Raw genomic sequence first — 22,478 nt, 5'->3', positions numbered from 1 at the left:
AGAACAGAAGTGCCGGCACTGATTCTGCAGCTCACCCGGGTGGGCTTCCTGCTACTGCTGTGCCTGTTCGTGTGGGCGGCGATCCGGGTCATCCGGGCCGACCTCCGCACGGCGGGCGGAGCGGTGACCAAGGCGTCGGCCCGCGGCGAGCGCAAGGCAGCGAAGCAGGCGGAGAAGCAGGCAGGACAACAGTTCCGTGGCGCCGCCCCGCTGCCGCCTGCCACCCTCGTGGTGACGGCCGGGTCGCTGTCGGGTACCCGGCTGCGCCTGGGTGAGGCGCCGATCCTGATCGGTCGCGCCGACGATTCGACGCTGGTGCTCGACGACGACTACGCCTCGACCCGGCACGCCAGGATCAGCCGCGAGGGCGCGACCTTCTACCTGGAGGACCTGGGCTCGACGAACGGCACCTACCTCGATCGGCAGCGCATCAACTCGCCGATGGCCGTTCCGGTAGGGGTGCCGATCCGGATCGGCCGGACCGTCATCGAGTTGCGCCCATGACCCATCGGCTGCGCTATGCCGCGCGCAGCGACCGCGGTCTGGTCAGGGCCAACAACCAGGACTCGGTCTACGCCGGTGATCGGCTGCTGGTCGTCGCCGACGGCATGGGCGGTCACGCCGCCGGCGACCTCGCGTCCAGAGTGGTGGTCGCGGCGTTCACCGACCTGGATTCCGACACCCCCGGCGACGACCTCACCAATCCACTGCACCAGGCGGTCCGGTCGGGCAACGAGGCGATCGCCGAACTCGTCGACGAGGATCCCGACCTCGACGGGATGGGCACCACCGTCACCGCCATGCTGTTCGACGGCGACCGGATGGCGTTGGCGCACATCGGCGATTCACGCGCCTACCTCTACCGCGACGGGGTGCTCCACCAGCTCAGCCACGACGACACCTTCGTCCAGTCGCTCGTCGACGAGGGCCGCATCACCGAGGAGGAAGCGACCCACCACCCGCAACGCAACCTGCTGCTGCGGGCGCTCAACGGCTCCGATGCCGACCCCATGTTGTCGCTGCGACAGATCCACGTCGGCGATCGCTACATGCTGTGCTCGGACGGGCTGTCGTCGGTGATCGCGGCCGAGGCCATCGCGGACGGCCTCGCCGAACCGGACGCCGACACCGCCGCCGACCGTCTGGTGGAGCTGGCCCTGGTGGCCGGCGGCCCGGACAACGTCACCGTCATCGTCGCGGACGTGCTGGAAGTCGGAGCGCGCTCCACGATCCCCACCGGGGTGTACGACCCGGAGGCAACTGGTCCGATGCGGCCGCTGCACGAGACGCAGCGAATGCCCAGAGTGCCGCTGTCGCCGCTGGAGGAGGCGAGGCTCGGGGTTCCGCCGGGTCGGTCGGACGACGAGGACGACCTCGACGACGACACCCCCGAGGACGAGCAGGACGACGAACCGTCACCGGCGGCCCGGCGCCGGAAGATCCGCTTCCGCCTGGCGCTCGCCGCGGCGATCGTCGTCGCGCTCGCCGCCACCGTCGCCGGACTCGTCGTCTGGGGTCGCGACCAGTACTACGTCGGGGTCGCGGACGACGGCACCGTGGTGGTCTATCGCGGGCTGAACGGCAACATCCTGGGATTCACCTTCTCCGACGTCGCGGAGACCTCGTGCGTGGTGGACCCGGCGGCCCCCGGCACGCCGTGTGGCCCGTTGTACGCCGACGACCTGCAGCAGTCGGCCAAGGACCTGGTCAACGCCGGTTCACCCTCGGGCGATCTGCTCGCTGCCAGGGACGTCATCGGGCAACTGCGGGCGCGGCTGCTCCCGCTGTGCACGGAGCCCACCGGGGACATCCCGTCCTCCTCGAGCGGCCGGCCGAGTACACCGCCCGCCAGCACGCCGCCGTCGACCACCGGCCCCAGATCATCCGGTGAATCCTCCCGCAGCAACACCCCCCGCAGCAGCACCTCCCGCAGCGCGACGGGCGACACCCGATCGAGTGGCGGTGGACCCCGCGCGTCGACGTCCACCCGCCCCACCGATCCCAAGAACCGGTTGCGGGCCGGCGCCACGGCGATGAGCACAGCCGCATTCGACGAGCCGGCACCGGCCGCTGCCGGACGAGCCGTCGACCGTGCGCTGCGGTCGGTCGACGAGCTGCGTCGCGCCGAACGGCAGGGGGTCGGGACCACCGCCTCCGCGGAGTCCACCCAGCCCACCAGCACGCCGGCCAGCACGCTGGATCCGAACGTGCCGGGGACCCCGCCCCCCTGCCGGGTGCGCCGATGAGCAGTGCCCCCATGACTCCCCCGCGCGGCACCCGGCTCGCCCGGACCGGCCGCGCCGCGGAGCTCGGCCTCCTGGTGTTCGCCGCCGTCATCGTCACCTCGGCGATGGTGATCGTCGAGCTGAACCAGAACCGCAGCCTGACCTGGGACCTCGCCTGGTACGGGGGCGGATACCTGCTCTCGCTCGTCATCACCCATCTCGCGGTGCGCAGGTTCGCGCCCTACGCCGACCCGGTGCTGATGCCCGTCGCCGCCCTGCTCAACGGCATCGGGCTGGTGATGATCCACCGGCTGGACCTCGGCGCGGTGGTCAAGGCCCTGGCCGACGACAACGACGCGCCCTCGGCACAGGCGCCGCTGCAGCTGGTCTGGACGGGGATCGCGCTGCTGCTGTTCATCATCGTGCTGGCGCTGGTCCGCGACCACACCGTGCTGCAGCAGTACGCCTACACGATCGCCCTGGTGGGGCTCGTGTTCATGGCGTTGCCCGCGGTGCTGCCATCGGCGGTCGCACCGACGATCAACGGCGCCAAGATCTGGTTGCGGATTCCCGGGGTGCTCTCCATCCAGCCGGCCGAGTTCGCCAAGGTCGCCCTGATCATCTTCTCGGCCGCGTTCCTGACCAGCAAGATCGGCGTGCTGCGCACGGCGGGCAAGAAGTTCCTCGGCCTGCAGCTGCCGCGCATCCGCGACCTCGGTCCGGTGATCGTCGCGCTCGCCGTGACCTTGGCGATCCTGGTCCGCGGCAGCGACCTCGGCACCTCGCTGCTGCTGTTCGGCACCCTGCTGGTGATGATCTACCTGGCCTCCAGCCGGGCGTCCTGGCTGATCATCGGGCTGCTGGCGTTCGCCGGCGGCGCGACCCTGATGTACCAGCTGTTCTCGCACGTCCGGGTCCGGGTCGACATCTGGCTGCACCCGTTCGCCGACCCCAGCGGCAGCAGCTACCAGCTGGTCCAGTCGCTGTTCGGGCTTGGCACCGGCGGCATCTTCGGCACCGGTCTCGGCGGCGGCCGGCCGAACACCGTCCCGTTCGCCAGCAGCGACTTCATCATCGCCGCGCTGGGTGAGGAGCTCGGCCTGGTCGGGCTGACCGTGATCATCGTGCTCTACATGATCCTGACCGGCCGCGGGCTGCGGACCGCGATGGCGGTCAAGGACACCTTCGGTTCGCTGTTCGCCGGCGGGCTGGCGTTCTCGCTGGCGCTGCAGGTGTTCATCATCGTCGGCGGCGTCACCCGGTTGATCCCGTTGACCGGGCTCACCACCCCGTTCCTGTCGTACGGCGGCTCCTCGCTGCTGGCGAACTACATCATCCTCGCCCTGCTGATGCGCATCTCGGATTCCTCCCGGCGACCGGCCGAACCGGTGAGACCGAAACCGGCGCCGCTGATCGAAGCGCGCACCGAGATGGTTCCGGTTGCCAAGGACGGTGCCTCGTGAACAACCGTTCCGTGCTGCCCACCCACCGACCGCTGCGTCGGCTGGGCAGCGTCATGTTGGTGATGCTGAGCCTGCTGCTGCTCAACATCGGCTACATCCAGGTCGTCAAGTCCGACGAGTACCGCTCCGATCCCGCCAACCGCCGCACTGCGGTCGAGGACTTCAACCGGCAGCGCGGTCAGATCGTCGCGGCCGGCGGCGTCGTACTCGCCCGCAGCGCCGCATCCACCGACGAGTACCGCTACCAGCGCAGCTACCCGGGGGGTGCCGCCTACGGCAACGTCACCGGCTTCCTGTCGCTGAACTACGGCAGCGCCGGGCTGGAGAGCACCTACAACTCGGTGCTGTCCGGAGATGACCCCGGCCTGTTGGTGGACAACGTGTCCGATCTGTTCACCGGTCGCGATCCCCGCGGCGGCAACATCGAGCTGACGCTGGTGCCGAAGCTGCAGCAGCTCGCCTACTCGATGCTCACCCAGAAGGGCTACGTCGGCGCGGTCGTCGCCATCCGGCCGAAGACCGGCGAGGTTCTCGCGCTGATCACCTCGCCGTCCTACGACCTCAACAAGCTCGCCTCGCACAGCCCCGCCACCCAGGGGGCGGCCTACCAGCAGTACGCCTCCCAGACGGCACCCGGGGTCAGCGTGAACCGGGCCACCGAATCGGTCTATCCGCCGGGCTCCACGTTCAAGCTGGTGGTCGCCGCGGCTGCGCTGCAGAACGGTTTCACCCCGACCAGCGCCGTCACCGGGGTCCCGCAGATCACCCTGCCGGCGACGAACGGCGCCACCCTCTCGAACTTCGGCGGCGAGACCTGCGCGGGCCGCGGCGGCAGCGACGTCAGCCTCACCGATGCCCTTGCGCACTCCTGCAACACCGCCTTCGCGCAGGTGGCGATGAAGCTCGGCGCCGACACCCTCAGGGCGCAGGCGCAGGCCTTCGGGATCGGCGAGAGCTGGGACCTCGCCGGCACCCAGGTGGCCACCTCACGCACCGGCCCGATGGTCGACGCGGCGTCCGTCGCCCAGTCCGGGATCGGCCAGCGGGACGTCGCCGAGACGCCGCTGCAGAACGCGGTGATCACCGCAACCATCGCCAACGGCGGCACCAGGATGCAGCCGTACCTGGTCTCCCGGATCACCAAGCCCGACCTGTCGCTGCTGCGGCCGGCCACCGAACCGGTCACCGTCAACCAGGCAGTACCGCCGGAGATCGCGAACCAGGTGCGCGACATGATGATCGCCTCGGAGAAGAACATCAGCGTCCAGGCGCCGGCATCACTCAAGATCGCGTCCAAGACCGGCACCGCCGAGTACGGCACCGACCCGAAGGCCAACCCGCCGCACACCTGGTACACCGCCTTCGCCCCGTACGACGATCCGCAGATCGCCGTTTCGGTGTTCGTCTCGGCGGGCGGCGACAAGGGCCTCGCCGCGACCGGCGCGACGGTGGCAGCCCCGATCGGGCGGGCGATCATCGCCAAGGCGCTGGAGGGACAGGGCTGATGGCACTCACACCAGGGCTGCTGCTGTCCGAGAGGTACCGGCTCACCGAGCGCATCGCGGTCGGCGGGATGGGCGAGGTGTGGGCGGCCGACGACGGCCGGCTCGGCCGCCGGATCGCGGTGAAGATCCTCAAGTCGGAGCTCACCAGCGACACCGAGTTCGTCGACCGGTTCCGCACCGAGGCCCGGATCACCGCCTCCCTCAACCACTCCGGGATCGCCTCCGTCTACGACTACGGCGAGGTCGCCTCGATCGCCGGCGGTCCGCGGGACACCGCGTTCCTGGTGATGGAACTGGTCTCCGGGGAGCCACTGTCGGCGGTGCTCGCGCGCCAGACGAAGATCTCCGTGCCCCGGGTGCTGGACGTGTTGGAACAGTCCGGTCGGGCTCTGCAGGTGGCGCACCTGCGCTCGCTGGTGCACCGGGACATCAAGCCGGGCAACATCATGGTGACCCCGGCCGGTCAGGTGAAGATCACCGACTTCGGCATCGCCAAGGCGGCCTACCAGGTGCCGATCACCCAGGGCGGGATGGTGATGGGCACCGCCCAGTACCTCTCGCCCGAGCAGGCGGCCGGCCACGACGCCGTCCCCGCCTCCGACATCTACGCACTGGGCATCGTGGCCTTCGAGTGCCTGGCGGGCGAGCGCCCGTTCCAGGCCGACAGCCCGGTCGAGATCGCCTCGATGCAGGTCAACAACGCGCCGCCGGCACTGCCTGCGGACGTGCCCCCGATGATCTCCGCACTCGTCACCCGGATGTTGGCGAAGGATCCACGGTCCCGCTTCGCCGATGGTGCGGCGTTGGCGGAGGCAGTCGCGCAGGTACGTGCCGGACGCACGGTCGCCGGGAACGCTGCCGCGCCGACGACGACCGTGGTCGGTCCGCTGTCCGGTCCGATCGGCGCTCCGGGGCCTCGGGCCAGTGCCGCGCACGCTGCCCAGGCGGTACACGATGCACAGGTCAGGATCAGCCACGGTCTGGCTCCGATGCCCCGCCGGGTGGCCCGCCGGACCGGTGTCTCCTGGGCGATCGGACTCACGATCCTGCTGCTCGCGGTCGCCGCCGGCTGGTACCTGGCGCACCGGGCAGGGACCGGGGGTGCGGCCGCCGGAATGGTGCTGCTCATACCCGCCGGACGTGCCGGTTGCCGGATCCGGACGATCGACCTGGGACAATCCTCCATGGGGTGGGCCGGAATCCGCTCGGAACAAGGTCGGAGCGACCACGAGACAGGGATGGGCGAAGCACCACGATGACGGGACAACTGTTCGGCGATCGGTACCAGGTCGGCGACACGCTCGGTTTCGGCGGCATGTCGGAGGTCCACCGTGGCCGCGACCTGCGGCTCGGTCGGGACGTGGCGATCAAGGTGCTGCGCGCTGACCTGGCCCGTGACCCGTCCTTCCAGATCCGGTTCCGGCGTGAGGCCCAGAACGCCGCCTCGCTCAACCACCCGGCGATCGTCGCCGTCTACGACACCGGCGAGACCACCGGCACGAACGGCACCGACAAGGTGCCCTACATCGTCATGGAGTACGTCGACGGCGAGACGCTGCGCGACCTGCTCAAGCGGGAGGGACCGCTGGCTCCGAAGCGGGCGATGGAGATCGTCGCCGACGTGAGCGCCGCGCTCGACTTCTCGCACCGACACGGCATCGTGCACCGCGACATCAAACCCGCCAACATCATGATGACGCGGGCCGGCGCGGTGAAGGTGATGGACTTCGGCATCGCCAGGGCCGTCGCCGACGGACAGTCGTCGGTGACCGCCACCGCCGCCGTCATCGGCACCGCGCAGTACCTCTCGCCGGAGCAGGCCCGCGGCGAGGCGGTCGATGCCCGCAGCGACGTCTACTCCACCGGCTGCGTCATCTACGAACTGATCACCGGCGCACCTCCGTTCGTCGGGGATTCCCCGGTTGCTGTTGCCTACCAACACGTCCGGGAGGACCCGAAGCCGCCGAGCACCGTCCGACCGGGGTTGCCCCGGGAGATGGACGCCATCGTCCTCAAGGCGCTCAACAAGAACCCGCTCAACCGGTACCAGACGGCTGCCGAACTGCGCGCCGACCTGGTGCGCGCCCTGTCCGGCCAGGCCGTCCAGGCCCCGCGGGTGATGGACGACGCCGAGCGCACCGAGATCCTCGGCAGCTCGCGCGGCGGACCCCAGCGGGTCGGCACCGGGGTGTCCGCCACACCCCCGATCCTGGCCGCTCCGCGGAGGTTCACCGAGCAGTGGGAGGACGACGACGACGACGAGTCCTCCCGGACCAAGAAGATCTGGGGTTACGTCGGCATCGGCGCGATCTGTCTGGCGCTGCTGGCCGGTGCGATCCTGCTGACGGTCAAGTTCACCTCGGGACCGCGGCCGATCGCGGACGTCACCGTGCCGGATCTGAAGACCAAGACCCAGGCGGAGGCCGCCAGGATCCTGACCTCGTACAAGCTGCAAATTGCGGTCGATCCGAGTGCCGTCCCCGGCGACAACGCCGACAAGGGCAAGGTGGTCTCGCAGAACCCGTCCGGCGGGACTCCCCGCCAGCCGGGCTCCACCGTCACGGTGAAGATCGGCGCCGGGGTGCTCAACGTGACGGTGCCCAACCTGTCGGGACTGTCCACCTCGGAGGCGACGAAGGAGATCCAGGGGCTCGGTCTGGTCACGGCCGTGAAGAAGGTCGAATCGGAGACAGCTCAGATCGACCTGGTGCAGAGCCAGGATCCGGAGAAGAACGCCAGCGTGCCACCGGGATCGAAGGTGACCATCAGCGTCGGCGCCGGACCCACCCTGGTGGTGTTCCCCGACGGCCTCGTCGGACTGCAGCTCAGCGACGCGGAGGCCAAGCTGAAGGCGCTCAAGCTGCAGGTGAAGCCGAACCTGGTGGACGGCGTCGAGCCGGCCGACCAGGTGGTCGCCGTGCAGGAGTTCAAGGCCGGCGACAAGGTTTCGGAGAACCAGATCGTCACCCTCGACGTGTCCAGGAGCAGCCTCTTCGTGATGCCGGATGTGAGCACGAACCGGCCCAGCCCGGAGGATGCGCGGGCTCAACTCGCCGCAGCCGGGTTCTCGAACCAGCCCGCCACCGAGGAGCAGGAGACGTCCAACGCCGCCGAGGTGGGCCGGGTGATCGGGCAGACGCCTGCACCGCAGACCAAGCTCAACAAGCTCGACACCACCGTGAAGCTGACCATCGGGATCGAGCGGACCTTCGAGGTCCCGCCGCTGGTCGGCGAGTCTGCGGACGCCGCACGCTCGGAGCTCGCCGCGGTCGGGTACGACCTGAACCAGCTGACGATCAACGAGTCGAGCGTCCCGGCACCGCCCGGTCAGGGCAGCTTCGTCGCAGCGCAATTGCAGACCGACGGTTCGGAACTGCTGGTGGGGTCGAACATCCCGGTCTCGACCCCGATCACCCTGACGCTCTACGCGCCGGAGCCGCCGCCCAGTTCGCAGAGCGTGCCGAGTTTCCCAGCCCCGTCGTCGGGTCAGCCCTCGCAGAGCGACCCGTCACAGAGCAGCCCGTCACAGAGCGGCCCGTCGCAGAGCGGCCCGTCGCAGAGCGGCCCGTCGCAGAGCTCCGGCGCACCGGGACCGGGCGGCTGATCCCGAGCCGCCCGCTCGCGCCGCGACCGCCCGATCGGCAGAAATGCGTGCTCCGGACGTCCGTTCGGCGTTTTCACGCCGACCCGATGCTCAGGCCCCGGTAGCGGATTCCGGCGCGCTCAGGTCGTCGGTCGGCGCGGCCGTTGAGGAAGGCACCTCGAGCATCGCCTTGGCGCGCCGGGCCTCGAACATCGACGCGTCGAAGCCCTCGTCGGGATCGGACGCCAGCCTTTCCTGCAACCGCGCCGTCACCGGCCTCATGTGAGGTGCCGAGCGAAGAACCTGGCCGCGTCGTCCCCGGCGAACTGCGGGACGCCGGTGTGCCCGCCCATGTTCGCCTGCAGCGTCTTCTCCTGGGACCCGAAGGCGTCGAACAGGTCCAGCGCCAGCTGCCGGTCGTTCCCTTCGTCATCCCACTGCAGCAGAACACGAATCGGAATCGTCACCTGGCGGGCCTCGTCGAACATGATGCCGGGAACGAAGCTCCCGGCGAAGAGACCGGCTGCCGCAATGCGCGGTTCGATCCGCGCCAGCCGGACACCGATGGCGATCACCCCGCCGGAGTAGCCGACCGGGCCGCGGATCTCGGGCAGGGCGAGGAGTGCGTCCAGGGTGGTCTGCCACTCCGGGACGGCCTTCTCCACCAGCGGGATGATCAATCGGTCGACGATCTCGTCGACCGGCTCGCCGGCTGCCAGCGCCCGGCGCAGATCGGCGCGGGCCTGCTCGGCATCGGCCGATCGGATCCGGTCGCCGCTCCCGGGGAGCTCGATGGTGGCCGCGGCGAAGCCGTTCGCCGCGGAGTGCTGGGCTCGTCCCACCAGCCGGGGGTACATCGCGCGCAACCCACCGGGATGGCCCAGCAGGATCAGTGGCGACGGTGGAGACGGGGGTGTCCACAGGATGCCGGGAATCTCGCCGAGGCTGAACTCGCGTTCGAGGACGCCGTCATCGAGGGTCTTGTCGGAGCTGAAGTGCATGGTCGTGCCTTTCGGGATGCTCGTTCGAACGGCGCTCCCGGACGACCTGTCGCCCGACCGTGGTCCTGGAGGGGAGCACCCAGCTGGATTCGTTCACGGGTACCACCTCCTCGTTCTCTCGCGCGGCCACCGGCAAGCTATCAGCGGGGCGTCCAGCTCGGCCAGCACAATTCGTCGGTGGTGCCGGCCAGCCGACAGGAGCTCGGCCGGATCAGGGCTCGCACCGGGGTCCTACCCGGGATGGCGCCGCTCGGCTCGACGCGATCGACCCGCTCTGTCTCACCGACCGTGCCGCCAACAGCGTGCAGGGGTTCTGCACAGCTTCCGGCCAGCTGATTCCTCGGCCGGGCTCAGGCGGCACTCAGACATCTCCCACGCTGGGGCAGCACGGTGGAACACATGAGCGACCAGCACCCCCACACCGATCCCGAGCAACCGGGATCCCCCGAGAACATCTCGTCGCACCCCTCGTCGGACGGCCAGGCGCCCAGGGTGTCCGCACCGTACGACCAGGGGAGCGAGTCTGCGCCCGCCGCGCCGTACCGGGCAGCGGAGGCCACCGATCCGGCCTTCCGGACTGCGCCGACACCCGTCGCCCAGCCCACACCCGTCGCCCAGCCCGCGACCTGGGCGCCGGGACAGCCGAACACCAGCCCGGGCGGCACCGATGCCCAGCAGATCGGGTACGGCTACCCCCGTGGCGAGCAGGCGCCTCAGGGCCAGGGCCAGGGCCAGGGCCAGGGCCAGGGCCAGGGCCAGCAGAACCCCCCGCACGACGCCCAATGGTGGTCGCGACCGAGCGGAGCCCTCTCCAGGCCCTCGTGGCAGCAGAGTGACTCAACCCGATCGCAGTACGCAGGCACCGGGACGCAGCAGTACCCGGCCGGCTTCGGTCAGGGTCCGCTCGCGCCGGGACAGTCCTATCCGGCCGCCGGTGGCGGCACTGCTCTGGCCACCAAGCCCCGTACCGGTCGCAAGGCCACCGCGATCGGCGCCGCGGTCGTCCTCGGTCTCGGTGCGGCCTTCGGGGCCGGGTACTGGGGGTCGCAGCTGGACCAGCCCGCAGCCGCGGCAGACAGTTCTTTGAGCCAGCTCGCCACCTCGCCCACGGTGTCGGTGGAAGCGGCAGCCGACGGCAGCGTGCAAAAGGTCGCCGCCGCTGTCCTGCCGTCGGTCGTGTCGGTCGTGGCCGTCGGCCAGTCCGAGAGCGGCGAGGGCTCCGGCGTCGTCTTGACCGCGGACGGACTGATCCTCACGAACTACCACGTGATCAACGGCGCCACCGAGCTGACGGTCCGCTTCAACAACGGCAGCACCGCCAAGGCGACCGTGATCGGCGGCGATGCGACCGACGACCTGGCTGTCATCAGGGCGACCGGCGTCTCCGGCCTGACCCCCGCAACGCTCGGGTCGTCCTCGTCGCTGGCCGTCGGTCAACCGGTGGTCGCCATCGGCTCGCCGTTGGGCCTGTCCGCCACCGTCACCAGCGGCATCGTCTCCGCGCTGAACCGGCCTGTCCGCACCGCGTCCAGCCAACAGCAGCAACAGCAGCCGCAGCAGCAGCAGCAGCAGCAGCAGGACCCGTCGAATCCGCAGGGCCAGACCGGCCAGAGCACCTCGACCGCCCAGGACACCGTGTTGAACGCCGTCCAGACGGATGCGGCGATCAACCCCGGCAACTCCGGCGGGCCGCTGGTCGACATGAGCGGTCGGGTGGTGGGCATCAATTCGGCCATCGCCTCACTGTCGAGCACCCAGACCAGCCAGGGCGGCAGCATCGGTGTCGGCTTCTCGATCCCGATCGACCAGGCCAAGCGGATTGCCGACGAGATCATCAAGAACGGCTTCGCGACCCACGCGGTGCTCGGTGCGAGCGTCCGGGATGCGAAGTCGGCCAACGAGCTGATCTCCAGCGGCGCCCTGGTGGCTGCCATCACCGGCGGCGGAGCAGCTGCCAACGCCGGGCTGAAGCAGGGCGACACCATCACCGCTGTCGGTGACCAGCAGGTCGACTCGTCCGATGCCCTCATCGCCGCCGTGCGATCACAGACTCCGGGCGCCGCCGTCAAGATCACCGTCCTGCGGGAAGGCAAATCCCAGACGGTGGAGGCCACGCTGGGCAGCGCCAAGGCCAACTGAAGCAGGCCGACCACCGACCCCGGTCGGTCCAGGTTCCCCGACAGCCTGGAGCGCCGACCGGACAGGAGAACCCCTTCCGCGATCCCCGCGCGGTTGGGGTTCTCCGCTGTCGAGCGCCGCCCCGGGCGGCGATCAGCGCGGGTGTTCAGCGTGCGTGTTCAACGCGGGTGTTCAACGCGGGTGTTCAACGCGGGTGTTCAGCGTGCGACGGCACCCAGTCGGAGTCGCTCGACGTCCTGCGCCAATGGAGCCACCCTGTCGATGGCCGACGGATCGCCGCACACCGCAAGCCAGTTCGCGAGCATGAGATGGCCGCCCTGGGTGAGCACGGATTCCGGATGGAACTGCACACCTTCGATCGCATGCTCCCGGTGCCGCAGCGCCATGATCACGCCGCCGAGCGTCCGCGCGGTGACCTCCAGCTCGTCCGGGACGGTGCCCTCCTCGACGGCCAGCGAGTGGTACCGAGTGGCGGTGAAAGGCTCTGGAAGGCCTTGCAGCACACCGACATCCGCGTGGGTGACCTCGGAGGTCCGGCCGTGCAGGAGCTCCTCCGCGCGGTCGACCACGCCGCCGTAGACCTCGGCGATCGCCTGCAGCCCGAGGCAGACGCCGAACACCGGCAGCTTCCCGGCCGCCCAGCGGATGACGTCCTCGGTGACCCCCGCATCGGCCGGCGTTCCTGGCCCGGGAGACAACAGCACCCCATCGACGCCGAGCGCCTCGATCTCGGACGCGGTGATGGCATCGTTGCGGACGACGATGCACTCGGCGCCGAGCTGCTCCAGGTACTGGACCAGGTTGTAGACGAACGAGTCGTAGTTGTCGATCACCAGGATGCGTGCCATCGGCCCATGATCCCACCTGCGATGATCGACAACCTTCGGCGGTCGCGCATCGGTGGTCCAGCAACTGCGGTGGAGCGCACTGGGACCGGTCGTTGACCTCACCGGATCTCGACTCGTTCCTCGCTCGATCACCGAGAACTTCGGCGGTCGTGAATCGACGGGATCTCGTCGCGCTCGTTTCTGTCTTGCTCGATCACTGTGCCTCTCGTGTCAGCTGCCCACCTGGACCCGGTCGAACGGCAGGATCGGCTCGATCCAGGGGAACACCACGAAGAACAGCAGCGCCACGACGGCCAGGAACAGCACCAACGCTTCGAGCACTCGCACCGAGGTCGGCCCCGGGAGGTGCCGCCAGATCCATCCGTACACGGCGTATCACTCACTCTCGGCGTCGAGCTCGGGCGGCCGGAACCCGGCCGACTTGGCGTAGGAAGCGACCAGGGTGCCGTGGATGATCATCCGTTGCGCATCGGAGAACTGTGGGTGGCAGGTCGTCAGGGTGATCAACCGCTCGGCGTCGGTCGGGACCGCGTCGCTGTTCGAACCGGGGACCGGGAACACCACGGCGCCGTCGGTGGGCTGCACGATCGTCCGGCCGAACACCTGCGCGTACGCACCGGCCGGTTTCGGAACCCCCGTGCAGTGCGCATGGGCGGCGACATTCCAGGTAGCAGCTTCATCCTGCATGGGCAGCACGCGGTAGACGAACCAGTCGTCCTGCGTCTGCACGACGATCGAGTCGCAGGCCTGCACGAGGTCGAGATCGTTGAACGGCGACCCCTTCGAAACCCGGTGTCCCGCAACGGCGAAGTTGCCCGGCTGCCCCGGGTACTGAGTGCCTTCGTAGTGCCCGGGGCCGACGTAGAGATCGTCAGGATTCGTCCCCTCGATCACGGTGAACACGTAGTCGGTGCCGAACGACGGCACGTAGATCTTGGCGAATCCTTCGCCCACCACCGTGTCGTAGCGCTTCGTCCTGGTCGCCGGATCGACCTGCTCACCGGGCGCCACGGGGGTCACCGGGGTCACCGGAGTCGCAGAAGCGGACGGCCCGGGCACGGTGCTGCCGCCCGATCCCGGCACAGTCACCACCGCGGGACCGCTGCGCTCCCACCGGGTGTCGAGCTGTTCGGTGGCGGCGGCCTGTTTGCGGGCACCGACCCAGTCGGTCACAAAGACCTCGTAGACCACCAGCAGTACGAGCACCAGGCCGACGGTGATCAGCAGCTCACCGACCCCCCGGACGATCCACCGGCCGACCGACAGCGGTGGCGGCGGGGTGCGGGTCGCCCGTCGGGCGCTCGCCCGCTCGGTCCGCGCGGCGGCGCTCACGGGTCCGGCTGCATGCCGGCCGCCGGAAGACTGCTGATCGAGCGCGTCCTGGAGCATCGACCGACGGTCACCGACTCCGTCCGGACGTTCGGGGGCGTCGGTTCCGTCGGGCCGATCGCTCATCGGACCGGCTGGGCCGCGGTCAGCGACACGACTCCCTGGTATCCGGGCAGGACGACCGTCGGTACCGACTCCACCTCGTAGTCGAGGCCGAACCTGCTCACGTACTGGCGGAACAGGTTCACCCCTGGCGCCTCCTCGAGGGCTGCCTGCATGTCGTCGGCGGGACCGATGGCCGTCACGACGAACGGCGGCGAGTACGTGCGCCCCTGCAGCAGCAGGGTGTTGCCGATACATCGGACGGCAGAGGTGGCGATCACCCGCTGGTCCATGATCGTCATCGCCTCGGCGCCGCCGGACCACAGCGCATTGACCACGGCCTGGACGTCCTGTTGGTGCACCACGAGGTCGTCCGGATTCACCCCGGCCGGGTAGTTGCCGTCATCATCGCGATGTGCGTCATCCAACGAGACCCGGACCGCAGGACCGGTGACTGCGTCGAGCTGGGCGTTCGATCGCTGGGCATCGGCGGCGACGCGCGCGACCGAGACCTCCGGGGAGACGTCCTGGGCAGCGGCCGCATCGATGTTCCCCTGCAAGGTCCGGGCCCGCGCGTCCGCGCCCGCGAGCCTGTTCTCCTGGTCGCGGACCACCGAGCTCAGGTCGGCCGAGATGCTGCGCGTGTCGTGGGCGGTGAAGTAGCCGCGGACGGCGCCGAGCAGGATCCCGGCGATCAGGCACACGAACCCCACGGCCGCCTGCCACCCCCGAGAGCGCGGTCCGGTCCGACTCCCCGGTCGTCTGTTCGGCGCTCCCACGGTCGGCAGCCTACCGGCGACCGGCCGGCGGGGTCCGCGATCCACCGCTCGGGAGCGGGACACCGCTGATGGGAAGTACCCTCAGGGGATCACGGTCCGTCATGCGCGACCGTCACCTGCGAATCGAACCAGTCGCCATCAGCCCGGCGACGTGGCCGCACCAGCGGCCACGGCTACACAGGAGGAACTGTGCCCAAGTCCAAGGTGCGTAAGAAGGCCACCACGGCCACGGCCACGTCCTCGCGCGCGACGCAGACGGGGTCCGGCGGCGCCGGTGCGGTCACCGCGACAACCAAGCGCGTGAAGGTCGCCGGACCATCGAGCCCGGTGTACATCGGCATCATGCTCGGCCTGATGCTGCTCGGCCTGGCCTGGTTGGTCGTCAACTACCTGTGGGGCCACTCGATCCCGTTCATGGCGTCGCTCGGCAGCTGGAACTTCCTGATCGGGTTCGTGCTGATGATCGCCGGCCTCGTCATGGCGATGCGCTGGCGCTGACCACGCACGGTCGGCGGACGTCCAGCCGGCCGACGGGGTCGAATCACATGCCTGTCATTCATCCCCAATGTGGAAAACTGCTGTGGACAACTCGCTGACACCGGCGGCCTCCACCTGGGGGTTCCGTCCTTGGCTCGCCGCCGTCGGCGCGCTCCTGATCGCGATCGGTGCGGGACTGGCGTTGCTCACGTCCGAAGGCAGGGACCGGATCGTCGCCGGTGCGGCAGCGGTCGTCGGGATCGTCCTGGTGCTGGTCGTCCTGCGGTTGCGGCACCGCCTGGTGGTCGACCGGGTCGGGATGACGATCCGGCGGTTCGTCGGCACCGACGTCATCCCGTGGTCTGAGGTGCTGGACATCCGGTCGGTCGCGCACCGGCGGATGGGCTCCCGGTCGTCGCTGCTGGAGCTGGACCTCATCGACGACGGGTTCCTGGTCTTCAGCGCCACCGAGCTCGGCGCACCCACGGACGACGTGGCCCGTCGTCTGCGGGCCTGGCGCAGCGGGAACCCATTACCGGAAAGCGACGACCTCGGATTCTGAGGCACGGACGAGTCGGCGGTGTCCGCGGCCCCCACGATCGCGGCGCATCCCCGATGGTCACCTGCTGCCCGGTCCGGGCGCTTCGGTGACACTCTGGAATGCGGCTGGCCGGGAACCTGCGCAGGCGGTCTCAGCCCAGCAACTTCGCGCGCATCCGCGCGGTGTCCTCGTCGGTCCAGCCGGCCTCGGCGAGCGCCGCCAGGACGCCGCCACGCCGGCGCAGCGCGTCCAGCACGCCCTGCATCGTCTCCGGATGCGTCAGGTGCGACGACATCGGGCGGCCGCTGAGGTTCTCCCGATAGGTGGGCGACGCGATCAATCGGGCGACGATCTGCTCCATCCGGTCGCTGCTGGCGGCGTAGTCGTCGATCACCGCCTGCTCGTCAGCACCGGCGATCAGCAGTGCCAGCGCGACGATCGTCCCCGTGCGGTCCTTGCCCGCGGCGCAGTGCACCAGGGTCGCACCCCGGGCGCCGGCGATCACCCGGAGCGCGGCGAGCACCGAGTCCGGGCGATCCTTGAGATACGACAGGTAGTGGCCCGCGACAGGGTTCTCGTGCTCCTCGGACGACTCGAGTCCGACCCACGGCAACGCTTCCGACCGCACGCTCTCCCCCGGCCGACCGTCGGTGTCCTTCCCGACCGTCACCGGCTCGGGCGCCGGTCCGGTCGAGCTCTCGGGTGGGTGGAGCTCGTCCTCGATGAACAGGGTGTGGTGGTGGATCGTCACCCCGGCGACTCCGGACATCGGCCCCGGACCTTCACCCCGTACCTCGACCCCCGTCCGGAGGTCGACCACGTCGGTCAGACCCCGCTCCGCGAACAGAGCCAGATCCCGCTCGCTGAGGTCCTGCAGGTTGTCCGATCGCAACAGCCGATCGGTCGCGATCCTTCCGCCGTCCGTCGTCGGGATACCGCCGACGTCCCGCAGATTGACCAGTCCGTCAGCCTCGATCCAGTTCGGTGTCGCCATGACGCCGAGGGTACGCAGCGGGAATGTCCGTCCAGCCACCGAGTCCGGTGAACTCCTGCCGCTGCCAGACCCGGGTGGTGCCGATCTCCCCGAGGAAATCCTCGTCGTGGGACGCCACGAGCACCGCACCCCGATAGCCCTGCAGCGCTTGGGCGAGCGCGGCTGAACTGGCCAGGTCGAGGTTGTTGGTCGGCTCGTCCAACAGCAGCAGTTGCGGAGCCGGATCGGCGAGCAGCACGCCGGCCAGCGCCACCCGGAAGCGCTCGCCACCCGACAGCGATCCCAGCTGCCGATCGATCTTGGTCTTGCCGATCAGGAACCTGGCCATGGCCGCGCGCACCTGCTGGGGATTCAGGGCGGCGTTCCTGCTCCGCATCCAGTCCAGCACGCTCCGCTCGTCGGGCAGTTCGATCCGCTGGGCGAGCGACCCGACCGGAACACCCACCCGGGTCCGGAGCAACTGATCGACCCCGCCGGCAGCACCGAGCACCGCCCGCAGCAGGGTGGTCTTGCCGCAGCCATTGGGTCCGATCAGCGCGATCCGCTCGGGGCCGCGGACCAACAGATCGACCGCCCCACCCGACTCGGTCGACGGTTCGGACCGGTCGGGCCCGACCCGCTCCGCAGCCCAGCGGATGCGCAGCACGGTCCGGCCGGCCGGAACGACGGTCTGCGGCAGGTCGACCCTGATGACGTCGGGTTCCCGGGCGATCGTCTCGGCATCCTCGAGCGTCGATCTGGCCTGCTCGACCTTGCCCTCCATCTCGATCCGGAGCCGACCGGCGGAGACCTGCGCCTGCATCCGGCGGCCGTGCGCGACGATCTTCGGCACCCGCTTCTCGCGTTCCGCCTTGTTGGCCGTCCTGGTCCGGCGATCGAGCTTGATCCGGGTGTCCTGCAGCTGGCGTACCTCCCGGTGCACCGCAGCGTCGGCGTCCCGGACGGCCCGCCGGGCCGAATCCTGTTCGGCGGCAAGCTGTTCCCGGTACTGCGTCCACCCGCCGCCGTAGCACCGGATGGAACTGGGCCGGACGTGCGGTACGGCCGCCGACAGCTCGGCAATGCTGTCGACGTGCTCCAACAGCGCCCGGTCGTGGCTGACCACGATCAACACCCCCGGCCAGCGCCCGAGCGCGCGGTACAGCTGCTGACGCGCGTCCCGGTCGAGGTTGTTGGTGGGCTCGTCGAGCAGCGTGACATCCGGTGGGCGCAACAGCAGGCCGGCGATCCCGGCGAGGGTGGCCTGCCCGCCGGACACCGTGCCGACGGGCCGCTGCAGGATGCCGGGCTCGTCCAGGCCGAGTGCAGCGAGCGCGGCCTCGGAGCGTTCCACGATGTCCCAGTCGTCGCCGACGGTCTCGAAGTCGGCGACCTCGGTGCTGCCCTGCTCGATCCGAGCGAGCGCCGCGAGCACCGGTGCGACACCCAGCAGATCGGCGATCATGCGATCGGTCCTGGCAGTGAGCTGTTGCGGCAGATCCCGTACCTCGCCGCGGACCGAGATGTGCCCAGCGGTCGGGATGAGGGTGCCTGCGATCAATCTCAGCAGCGTCGACTTGCCGCTGCCGTTGTCGCCGATCAGACCGGTGCGGCCGGCGGGAAAGGTGACGTCGAGGGAATGCAGCACGTCGCCACCGTCGGGCCAGCCGAAGCTGACGCCGGTACAGACGACGGAGGGGACGGAGGTGTCCGGTGAGCTGGACAGGCTGGGATGCGATGACATGAGGTCTCCTGCAGGAATGGGGGATGCTTCATTCCATGGCGACCTGGAACCCACCCACCGGCGTCACAGCGCGGTGGGCGAAGACGGTCGCGACCTCACAGCCTCAATGCACGCACTCCTCGCAGGCGGGGATGGGACGTCTGCGACCGTACGCCCGGTCTGCGGACCCCGCCATCGCATTACCCCGCCCACCTTCGCGGACGTGACGGTCATTTACCGCCCACCTTCGCGGAGCTGACGGTCATTTACCGCCCACCTTCGCGGAGCTGACGGTCGTTTACCGCCCACCTTCGCGGACGTGACGGTCGTCTACCGCCCACCTTCGCGGACGTGACGGTCATTTACCGCCCGCCTTCGCGGACGTGACGTCATTTACCGCCCGCCTTCGCGGACGTGACGGTCATTTACGGCGGACATTCGCGGACCCCACGGTCGCCATCGCGACCGCGCTGAGCAGCGTCGGTCGAAGTCGGTCAGTCGGTCGACAGGCAGTAGACGCCGGCGCCCTGGCGCCCGTCCTCGAGGTAGGCGCAGGACGGGCTGGGGGTGATGCTGCCGGCGCGGAAGAAGATCACTGCTGCCAGGACCACCAGCACCGCGACCGACGTCGCCACCTGCACCTTGCTCCGGATCGCCGGGCGCGGGTAGACCATCGCCGCGCCGACCGCCGCACCCACGACCAGCCCACCGAGGTGTGCCTGCCAGGAGATCTGCGGGATGGTGAAGGTGATGATGAGGTTCACCGCCACCACCGACACCAACTGGGTCATGTTGAGCCGCAGGCGTTTGAAGGTGACGACCAGCGCACCGAGGATGCCGAAGACGGCGCCGGATGCACCGGCGTTGAAGTCGGACGCACTGCCCAGCGCCATCACCGCGGCGGACCCGCCGAGCAACGACAGCAGGTAGACGACGAGGAACCGGACCCGGCCGAGTACCTGCTCCAACGTCGGCCCGATGAAGTAGAGCGACATCATGTTGACAACCAGATGGATCAGGCCGAAGTGCAGGAATCCGGCCGTCAACACCGCCCACCAGTTCCCGGCACCGACGTTCCCGGGAATCATCGCGAGTTCGAAGAAGATCCGGCCACCCTGCGGCTCGTTGAAGGACCCGGCATTCACTGCGGTGACGATGTAGACCAGCACGTTGACACCGATCAGCACCGAGGCGATCAGCGGCGGCACCCCGACGGGAGCCCCGGAGACCGTCATCGGAACCCGCCCCGTGGCACGAGCTTCCGCGACACAGACCCTGCAGTGCTGGCCGACCGACGCCGGAGTCAGGCACTCGGGACAAGCGGGCCGACCGCACCGGCTGCAGCCGACCGCCGTCGGGCGATCGGCGTGCCAGGTGCAGGTGGTCTGCGGAAACCCCTGCGGCGCAATGCCTCCCGCCTGCCCGGGGACCTGGCCCTGGGAGTACTGACTGTGCGGGAACTGGTTCTGCGGGTACTCACCCTGTGGGTACTGCTGGTACTGACCCGGCGGATACGGGCTCTGCTGCTGGTACGGATCCTGCGGGTGGTGACCAGGGCCACCGGATGCACCGAACGGCCCCGACGAGGGTTGCTGGTCGGGGCCGTTCGGGGGGTACGTCATGGTGTCAGGACTCGTCCGTCAGGCGGATTCGTCACCCTCGACGGTGATCGAGTTGATGACGATGTCGGTGGTCGGCTTGTCGAAACGATCGACCGAGGTCCCGGAGATCGTGTCGATGATCTTCTTGCCCTCGGGGTCGGTCACCTCACCGAAGATGGTGTGCTTGAAGTTCAGGTGCGGCGTCTTGCCGGTGGTGATGAAGAACTGCGAGCCGTTCGTCCCTGGCCCGGCATTGGCCATCGCCAACAGATAGGGCTTGGAGAAGCTGAGCTCCGGGTGGAACTCGTCGGCGAACTCGTATCCGGGGCCACCGCGGCCGGTTCCGGTCGGGTCACCGCCCTGGATCATGAAGCCGTCGATCACCCGGTGGAAGACGGCACCGTCGTAGAACGGGCCGGTCTTGCCGCCCTGGGCGTTTTGGGTGCTGTACTCGCGGGTGCCCTTCGCCAGACCGACGAAGTTCGCGACCGTCTTGGGTGCGTGGTTGGGGAACAGCTCGATCGGGACATCGCCGAGGGAGGTGTGCAGGGTTGCAGTCAGGGTGCTCACCCCTTCGATCCTGCCAGAGCTCGGAACAGAATGCCGACCGCCCCACTCGCCGGCGTTGACGGGATCGGCGACACTGGGCCTGACGGTGCCGCCGACGTAGCCGACGCCGCTGCAGATCAGGAGTCCGAGCCGATGTCGCCAGGACAGCCCCTCACGGGTCACCTCGTCACCGAGACACTTCCGTTCGACGGCGGACGGCAGGTCACTGCCTACGTCCCGCCGGCTCCTGCCGAGGCCATCGTCTTCGCTGGTGACGGCCAGCTGATCGCCTCCTGGGGCGACGTCCTCGAGGTCACCGACCTGCGACCGACGATGATCGTCGGCGCGCACCGACTCGACGACGAGACGCTCCGGCTGCAGGAGTACTCGCCCGGTGAGAGCAGCGACGCATTCACCTTCGATCCCGCACTGTTCGCGGCCCACGAGAGGTTCTTCGTCGAGGACGTCCGCAGTTGGGCGCGGGATCGCTTCGGCATCGCGCTGCCGGCCGATCGCACGGCGGTGTTCGGTGTCTCGGCGGGCGCGGAACTTGCCCTGGCCATGGGAGTGCGCCATCCCGAGATCTTCGGTGCAATCTTCGGCGCATCGCCGGGCGCCGGATACCGGCCGCCCACCGAGTTGCCGTTGCCGGTGCCCCGGTGCTACCTCGTCGCCGGCGTGGACGAGCCGTTCTTCCTCGACAACGCGACCCGCTGGGCGGATTCGCTGCGCGATGCCGGGGCGGATGTCGTGCTGACCGAGCGGGCCGGCGGGCACGGCGATGCGTTCTGGAAGGCCGAACTGCCCCTGATGGTGGCGTGGGCGTTCGGCCGCTGAGGGCCTGTCGAGCAGGATCGCGGGAGGTGGATGCGCGGCCGACGGGCAGCACCGCTGGTCGAGCGACGGAGGAGTCGAGACCCTGCCAGATCTAGAGCTGCAGGTTCCCGATCACGGCCTCGACGATCCGACGGCTCTTGATCGACTGGGCCTGGTTCGTCCAGGCGACCACCGCCGAGGTGCCCTTGCTGACGCCGTAGACCGACCGCGCATCCGGGTACTGCCTGGCGCCCGTCGGTAGCCCGAGGTAGCCGCCCGTCCAGCCGGTGGGGTCGTCCGCCGGGGAGGAATCGGCGATCGGGATGCGTTCGTCCACCGCCGCGGCGGCCGAGGCCGCGTCCGGGGTGCGGAACACCCGGACCGCGGCCAGCCAACCACCGTCGGAGCGGGTGAACACACAGATCGGCGCGGGTGACGTCGCGATCAGCTCGCCGGGACCGGTGCGCTGCCCGGTCAGTTCGGCAGCGGCCTCTGCAGTGAAGTACGGGCAGTCCCCGCTGATCGGCGCCGGGAGCGCCGTGGTGGGGGCCGTGACGGGGGTGGCGCTGCCAGTGGCAGTACTGCTCGGCACCGACCTGGTCGACGCTGTGGTCGCGGAGGGGGCAGTGGTCGCGGAGGGGGCACCGCTCGGGGTGGCGCCGCCGGTGGTGATGGTGAGCGTGGTGAGCGGCGGCAGTGTGCTGATGACCGTGCGCGTGGTTGTCGCGGCCTCGGGCGCGGCGGAGGTGCAGCCGGTGAGCGCAACCGCGGCAGCAGCGACGACGACCATCACGTTGCTGCTGCGGTGAGGTCGGGCGATCACC

21 protein-coding genes are annotated in these 22,478 nt (G+C 69.6%); 10 read left to right on the top strand and 11 right to left on the bottom strand.

Features of this window, described 5'->3' with window-relative positions:
• The first annotated feature begins 9 nt into the window (after positions 1–9).
• Genes ABLG96_RS01720 through pknB form a run of 6 tightly spaced genes read left to right on the top strand, consistent with a single transcriptional unit; the run spans position 10 to position 8,797 of the window.
• Complete coding sequence (locus tag ABLG96_RS01720; RefSeq protein ID WP_353649704.1) at positions 10–504, top strand: FHA domain-containing protein; 495 nt, start codon at positions 10–12, stop codon at positions 502–504.
• Positions 501–2,246 carry a PP2C family serine/threonine-protein phosphatase gene (locus tag ABLG96_RS01715; RefSeq protein ID WP_353649703.1) on the top strand — a complete coding sequence of 582 codons (1,746 nt, stop codon included), beginning with the start codon at positions 501–503 and terminating at the stop codon, positions 2,244–2,246. Before ABLG96_RS01720 ends, ABLG96_RS01715 begins: the two co-directional genes overlap by 4 nt.
• The gene (locus tag ABLG96_RS01710) at positions 2,243–3,688 is read left to right on the top strand and encodes an FtsW/RodA/SpoVE family cell cycle protein (RefSeq protein WP_353649702.1); all 1,446 of its coding nucleotides are present in this window, start codon (positions 2,243–2,245) and stop codon (positions 3,686–3,688) included. The genes ABLG96_RS01715 and ABLG96_RS01710 overlap by 4 nt, the downstream gene beginning before the upstream one ends.
• Positions 3,685–5,193, top strand: coding sequence for a penicillin-binding protein 2 (locus tag ABLG96_RS01705; protein ID WP_353649701.1), 1,509 nt, complete (start codon positions 3,685–3,687; stop codon positions 5,191–5,193). The genes ABLG96_RS01710 and ABLG96_RS01705 overlap by 4 nt, the downstream gene beginning before the upstream one ends.
• Positions 5,193–6,452, top strand: a complete 1,260-nt coding sequence (locus ABLG96_RS01700) for a protein kinase (RefSeq protein ID WP_353649700.1) — start codon at positions 5,193–5,195, stop codon at positions 6,450–6,452. The genes ABLG96_RS01705 and ABLG96_RS01700 overlap by 1 nt, the downstream gene beginning before the upstream one ends.
• Complete coding sequence (pknB, locus tag ABLG96_RS01695; protein ID WP_353649699.1) at positions 6,449–8,797, top strand: Stk1 family PASTA domain-containing Ser/Thr kinase; 2,349 nt, start codon at positions 6,449–6,451, stop codon at positions 8,795–8,797. Before ABLG96_RS01700 ends, pknB begins: the two co-directional genes overlap by 4 nt.
• A 90-nt stretch (positions 8,798–8,887) precedes the next feature.
• On the opposite strand, the gene ABLG96_RS01690 is transcribed toward pknB, so the two are convergent.
• Together ABLG96_RS01690 and ABLG96_RS01685 are read right to left on the bottom strand one after the other, a co-directional pair.
• On the bottom strand, positions 8,888–9,049 hold the full coding sequence (locus ABLG96_RS01690; RefSeq protein WP_353649698.1) for a hypothetical protein: 162 nt from the start codon (positions 9,047–9,049) through the stop codon (positions 8,888–8,890).
• Between the two features lie 5 nt (positions 9,050–9,054).
• Positions 9,055–9,777, bottom strand: coding sequence for an alpha/beta hydrolase (locus ABLG96_RS01685; protein WP_353649697.1), 723 nt, complete (start codon positions 9,775–9,777; stop codon positions 9,055–9,057).
• Positions 9,778–10,176: 399 nt separating this feature from the next.
• Here ABLG96_RS01685 and ABLG96_RS01680 point away from each other — a divergent pair, with 399 nt between their 5' ends.
• A complete protein-coding gene (locus ABLG96_RS01680; protein ID WP_353649696.1) occupies positions 10,177–11,916 on the top strand; it encodes a trypsin-like peptidase domain-containing protein in 1,740 nt (579 codons plus the stop codon).
• A gap of 197 nt (positions 11,917–12,113) precedes the next feature.
• Here ABLG96_RS01680 and ABLG96_RS01675 read toward each other — a convergent pair whose 3' ends face one another.
• From ABLG96_RS01675 to ABLG96_RS01660, 4 genes are all read right to left on the bottom strand, one after another.
• The gene (locus ABLG96_RS01675; protein ID WP_353649695.1) at positions 12,114–12,764 is read right to left on the bottom strand and encodes an aminodeoxychorismate/anthranilate synthase component II; all 651 of its coding nucleotides are present in this window, start codon (positions 12,762–12,764) and stop codon (positions 12,114–12,116) included.
• 210 nt (positions 12,765–12,974) lie between these two features.
• Positions 12,975–13,133, bottom strand: coding sequence for a hypothetical protein (locus ABLG96_RS01670; protein ID WP_353649694.1), 159 nt, complete (start codon positions 13,131–13,133; stop codon positions 12,975–12,977).
• Between the two features lie 6 nt (positions 13,134–13,139).
• A complete protein-coding gene (locus tag ABLG96_RS01665) occupies positions 13,140–14,153 on the bottom strand; it encodes a class E sortase (RefSeq protein WP_353649693.1) in 1,014 nt (337 codons plus the stop codon).
• A gap of 62 nt (positions 14,154–14,215) precedes the next feature.
• Complete coding sequence (locus tag ABLG96_RS01660) at positions 14,216–14,908, bottom strand: DUF881 domain-containing protein (protein ID WP_353649692.1); 693 nt, start codon at positions 14,906–14,908, stop codon at positions 14,216–14,218.
• 255 nt (positions 14,909–15,163) lie between these two features.
• Here ABLG96_RS01660 and ABLG96_RS01655 point away from each other — a divergent pair, with 255 nt between their 5' ends.
• Entirely contained in the window at positions 15,164–15,472 is a 309-nt protein-coding gene (locus ABLG96_RS01655) for a cell division protein CrgA (protein WP_353649691.1), read from the top strand.
• Between the two features lie 67 nt (positions 15,473–15,539).
• Positions 15,540–16,013: a PH domain-containing protein gene (locus ABLG96_RS01650; protein ID WP_353649690.1), complete on the top strand. Its 474-nt coding sequence runs from the start codon at positions 15,540–15,542 to the stop codon at positions 16,011–16,013.
• 130 nt (positions 16,014–16,143) lie between these two features.
• Here ABLG96_RS01650 and ABLG96_RS01645 read toward each other — a convergent pair whose 3' ends face one another.
• From ABLG96_RS01645 to ABLG96_RS01630, 4 genes are all read right to left on the bottom strand, one after another.
• Positions 16,144–16,986, bottom strand: a complete 843-nt coding sequence (locus ABLG96_RS01645; RefSeq protein ID WP_353649689.1) for a tyrosine-protein phosphatase — start codon at positions 16,984–16,986, stop codon at positions 16,144–16,146.
• Positions 16,958–18,709 carry an ATP-binding cassette domain-containing protein gene (locus tag ABLG96_RS01640; RefSeq protein ID WP_353649688.1) on the bottom strand — a complete coding sequence of 584 codons (1,752 nt, stop codon included), beginning with the start codon at positions 18,707–18,709 and terminating at the stop codon, positions 16,958–16,960. Before ABLG96_RS01640 ends, ABLG96_RS01645 begins: the two co-directional genes overlap by 29 nt.
• 473 nt (positions 18,710–19,182) lie before the next feature.
• A complete protein-coding gene (locus tag ABLG96_RS01635) occupies positions 19,183–20,310 on the bottom strand; it encodes a rhomboid family intramembrane serine protease (RefSeq protein ID WP_353649687.1) in 1,128 nt (375 codons plus the stop codon).
• Positions 20,311–20,328: 18 nt separating this feature from the next.
• Entirely contained in the window at positions 20,329–20,859 is a 531-nt protein-coding gene (locus tag ABLG96_RS01630; RefSeq protein WP_353649686.1) for a peptidylprolyl isomerase, read from the bottom strand.
• Between the two features lie 132 nt (positions 20,860–20,991).
• On the opposite strand from ABLG96_RS01630, the gene ABLG96_RS01625 reads away from it, so the two are divergent.
• A complete protein-coding gene (locus ABLG96_RS01625) occupies positions 20,992–21,675 on the top strand; it encodes an alpha/beta hydrolase-fold protein (RefSeq protein ID WP_353649685.1) in 684 nt (227 codons plus the stop codon).
• A 91-nt stretch (positions 21,676–21,766) separates the two neighbouring features.
• Here the strand turns inward: ABLG96_RS01625 and ABLG96_RS01620 are convergent, their stop codons facing one another.
• On the bottom strand, positions 21,767–22,477 hold the full coding sequence (locus ABLG96_RS01620) for a DUF2020 domain-containing protein (protein WP_353649684.1): 711 nt from the start codon (positions 22,475–22,477) through the stop codon (positions 21,767–21,769).
• Position 22,478: the final 1 nt, after the last annotated feature.

The sequence above is a fragment of the Nakamurella sp. A5-74 genome (assembly GCF_040438885.1).
GTDB lineage: Bacteria > Actinomycetota > Actinomycetes > Mycobacteriales > Nakamurellaceae > Nakamurella.
The sequence above is the reverse complement of the archived record's forward strand: the minus strand, read 5'-3'. Positions and strand labels throughout refer to the sequence as shown.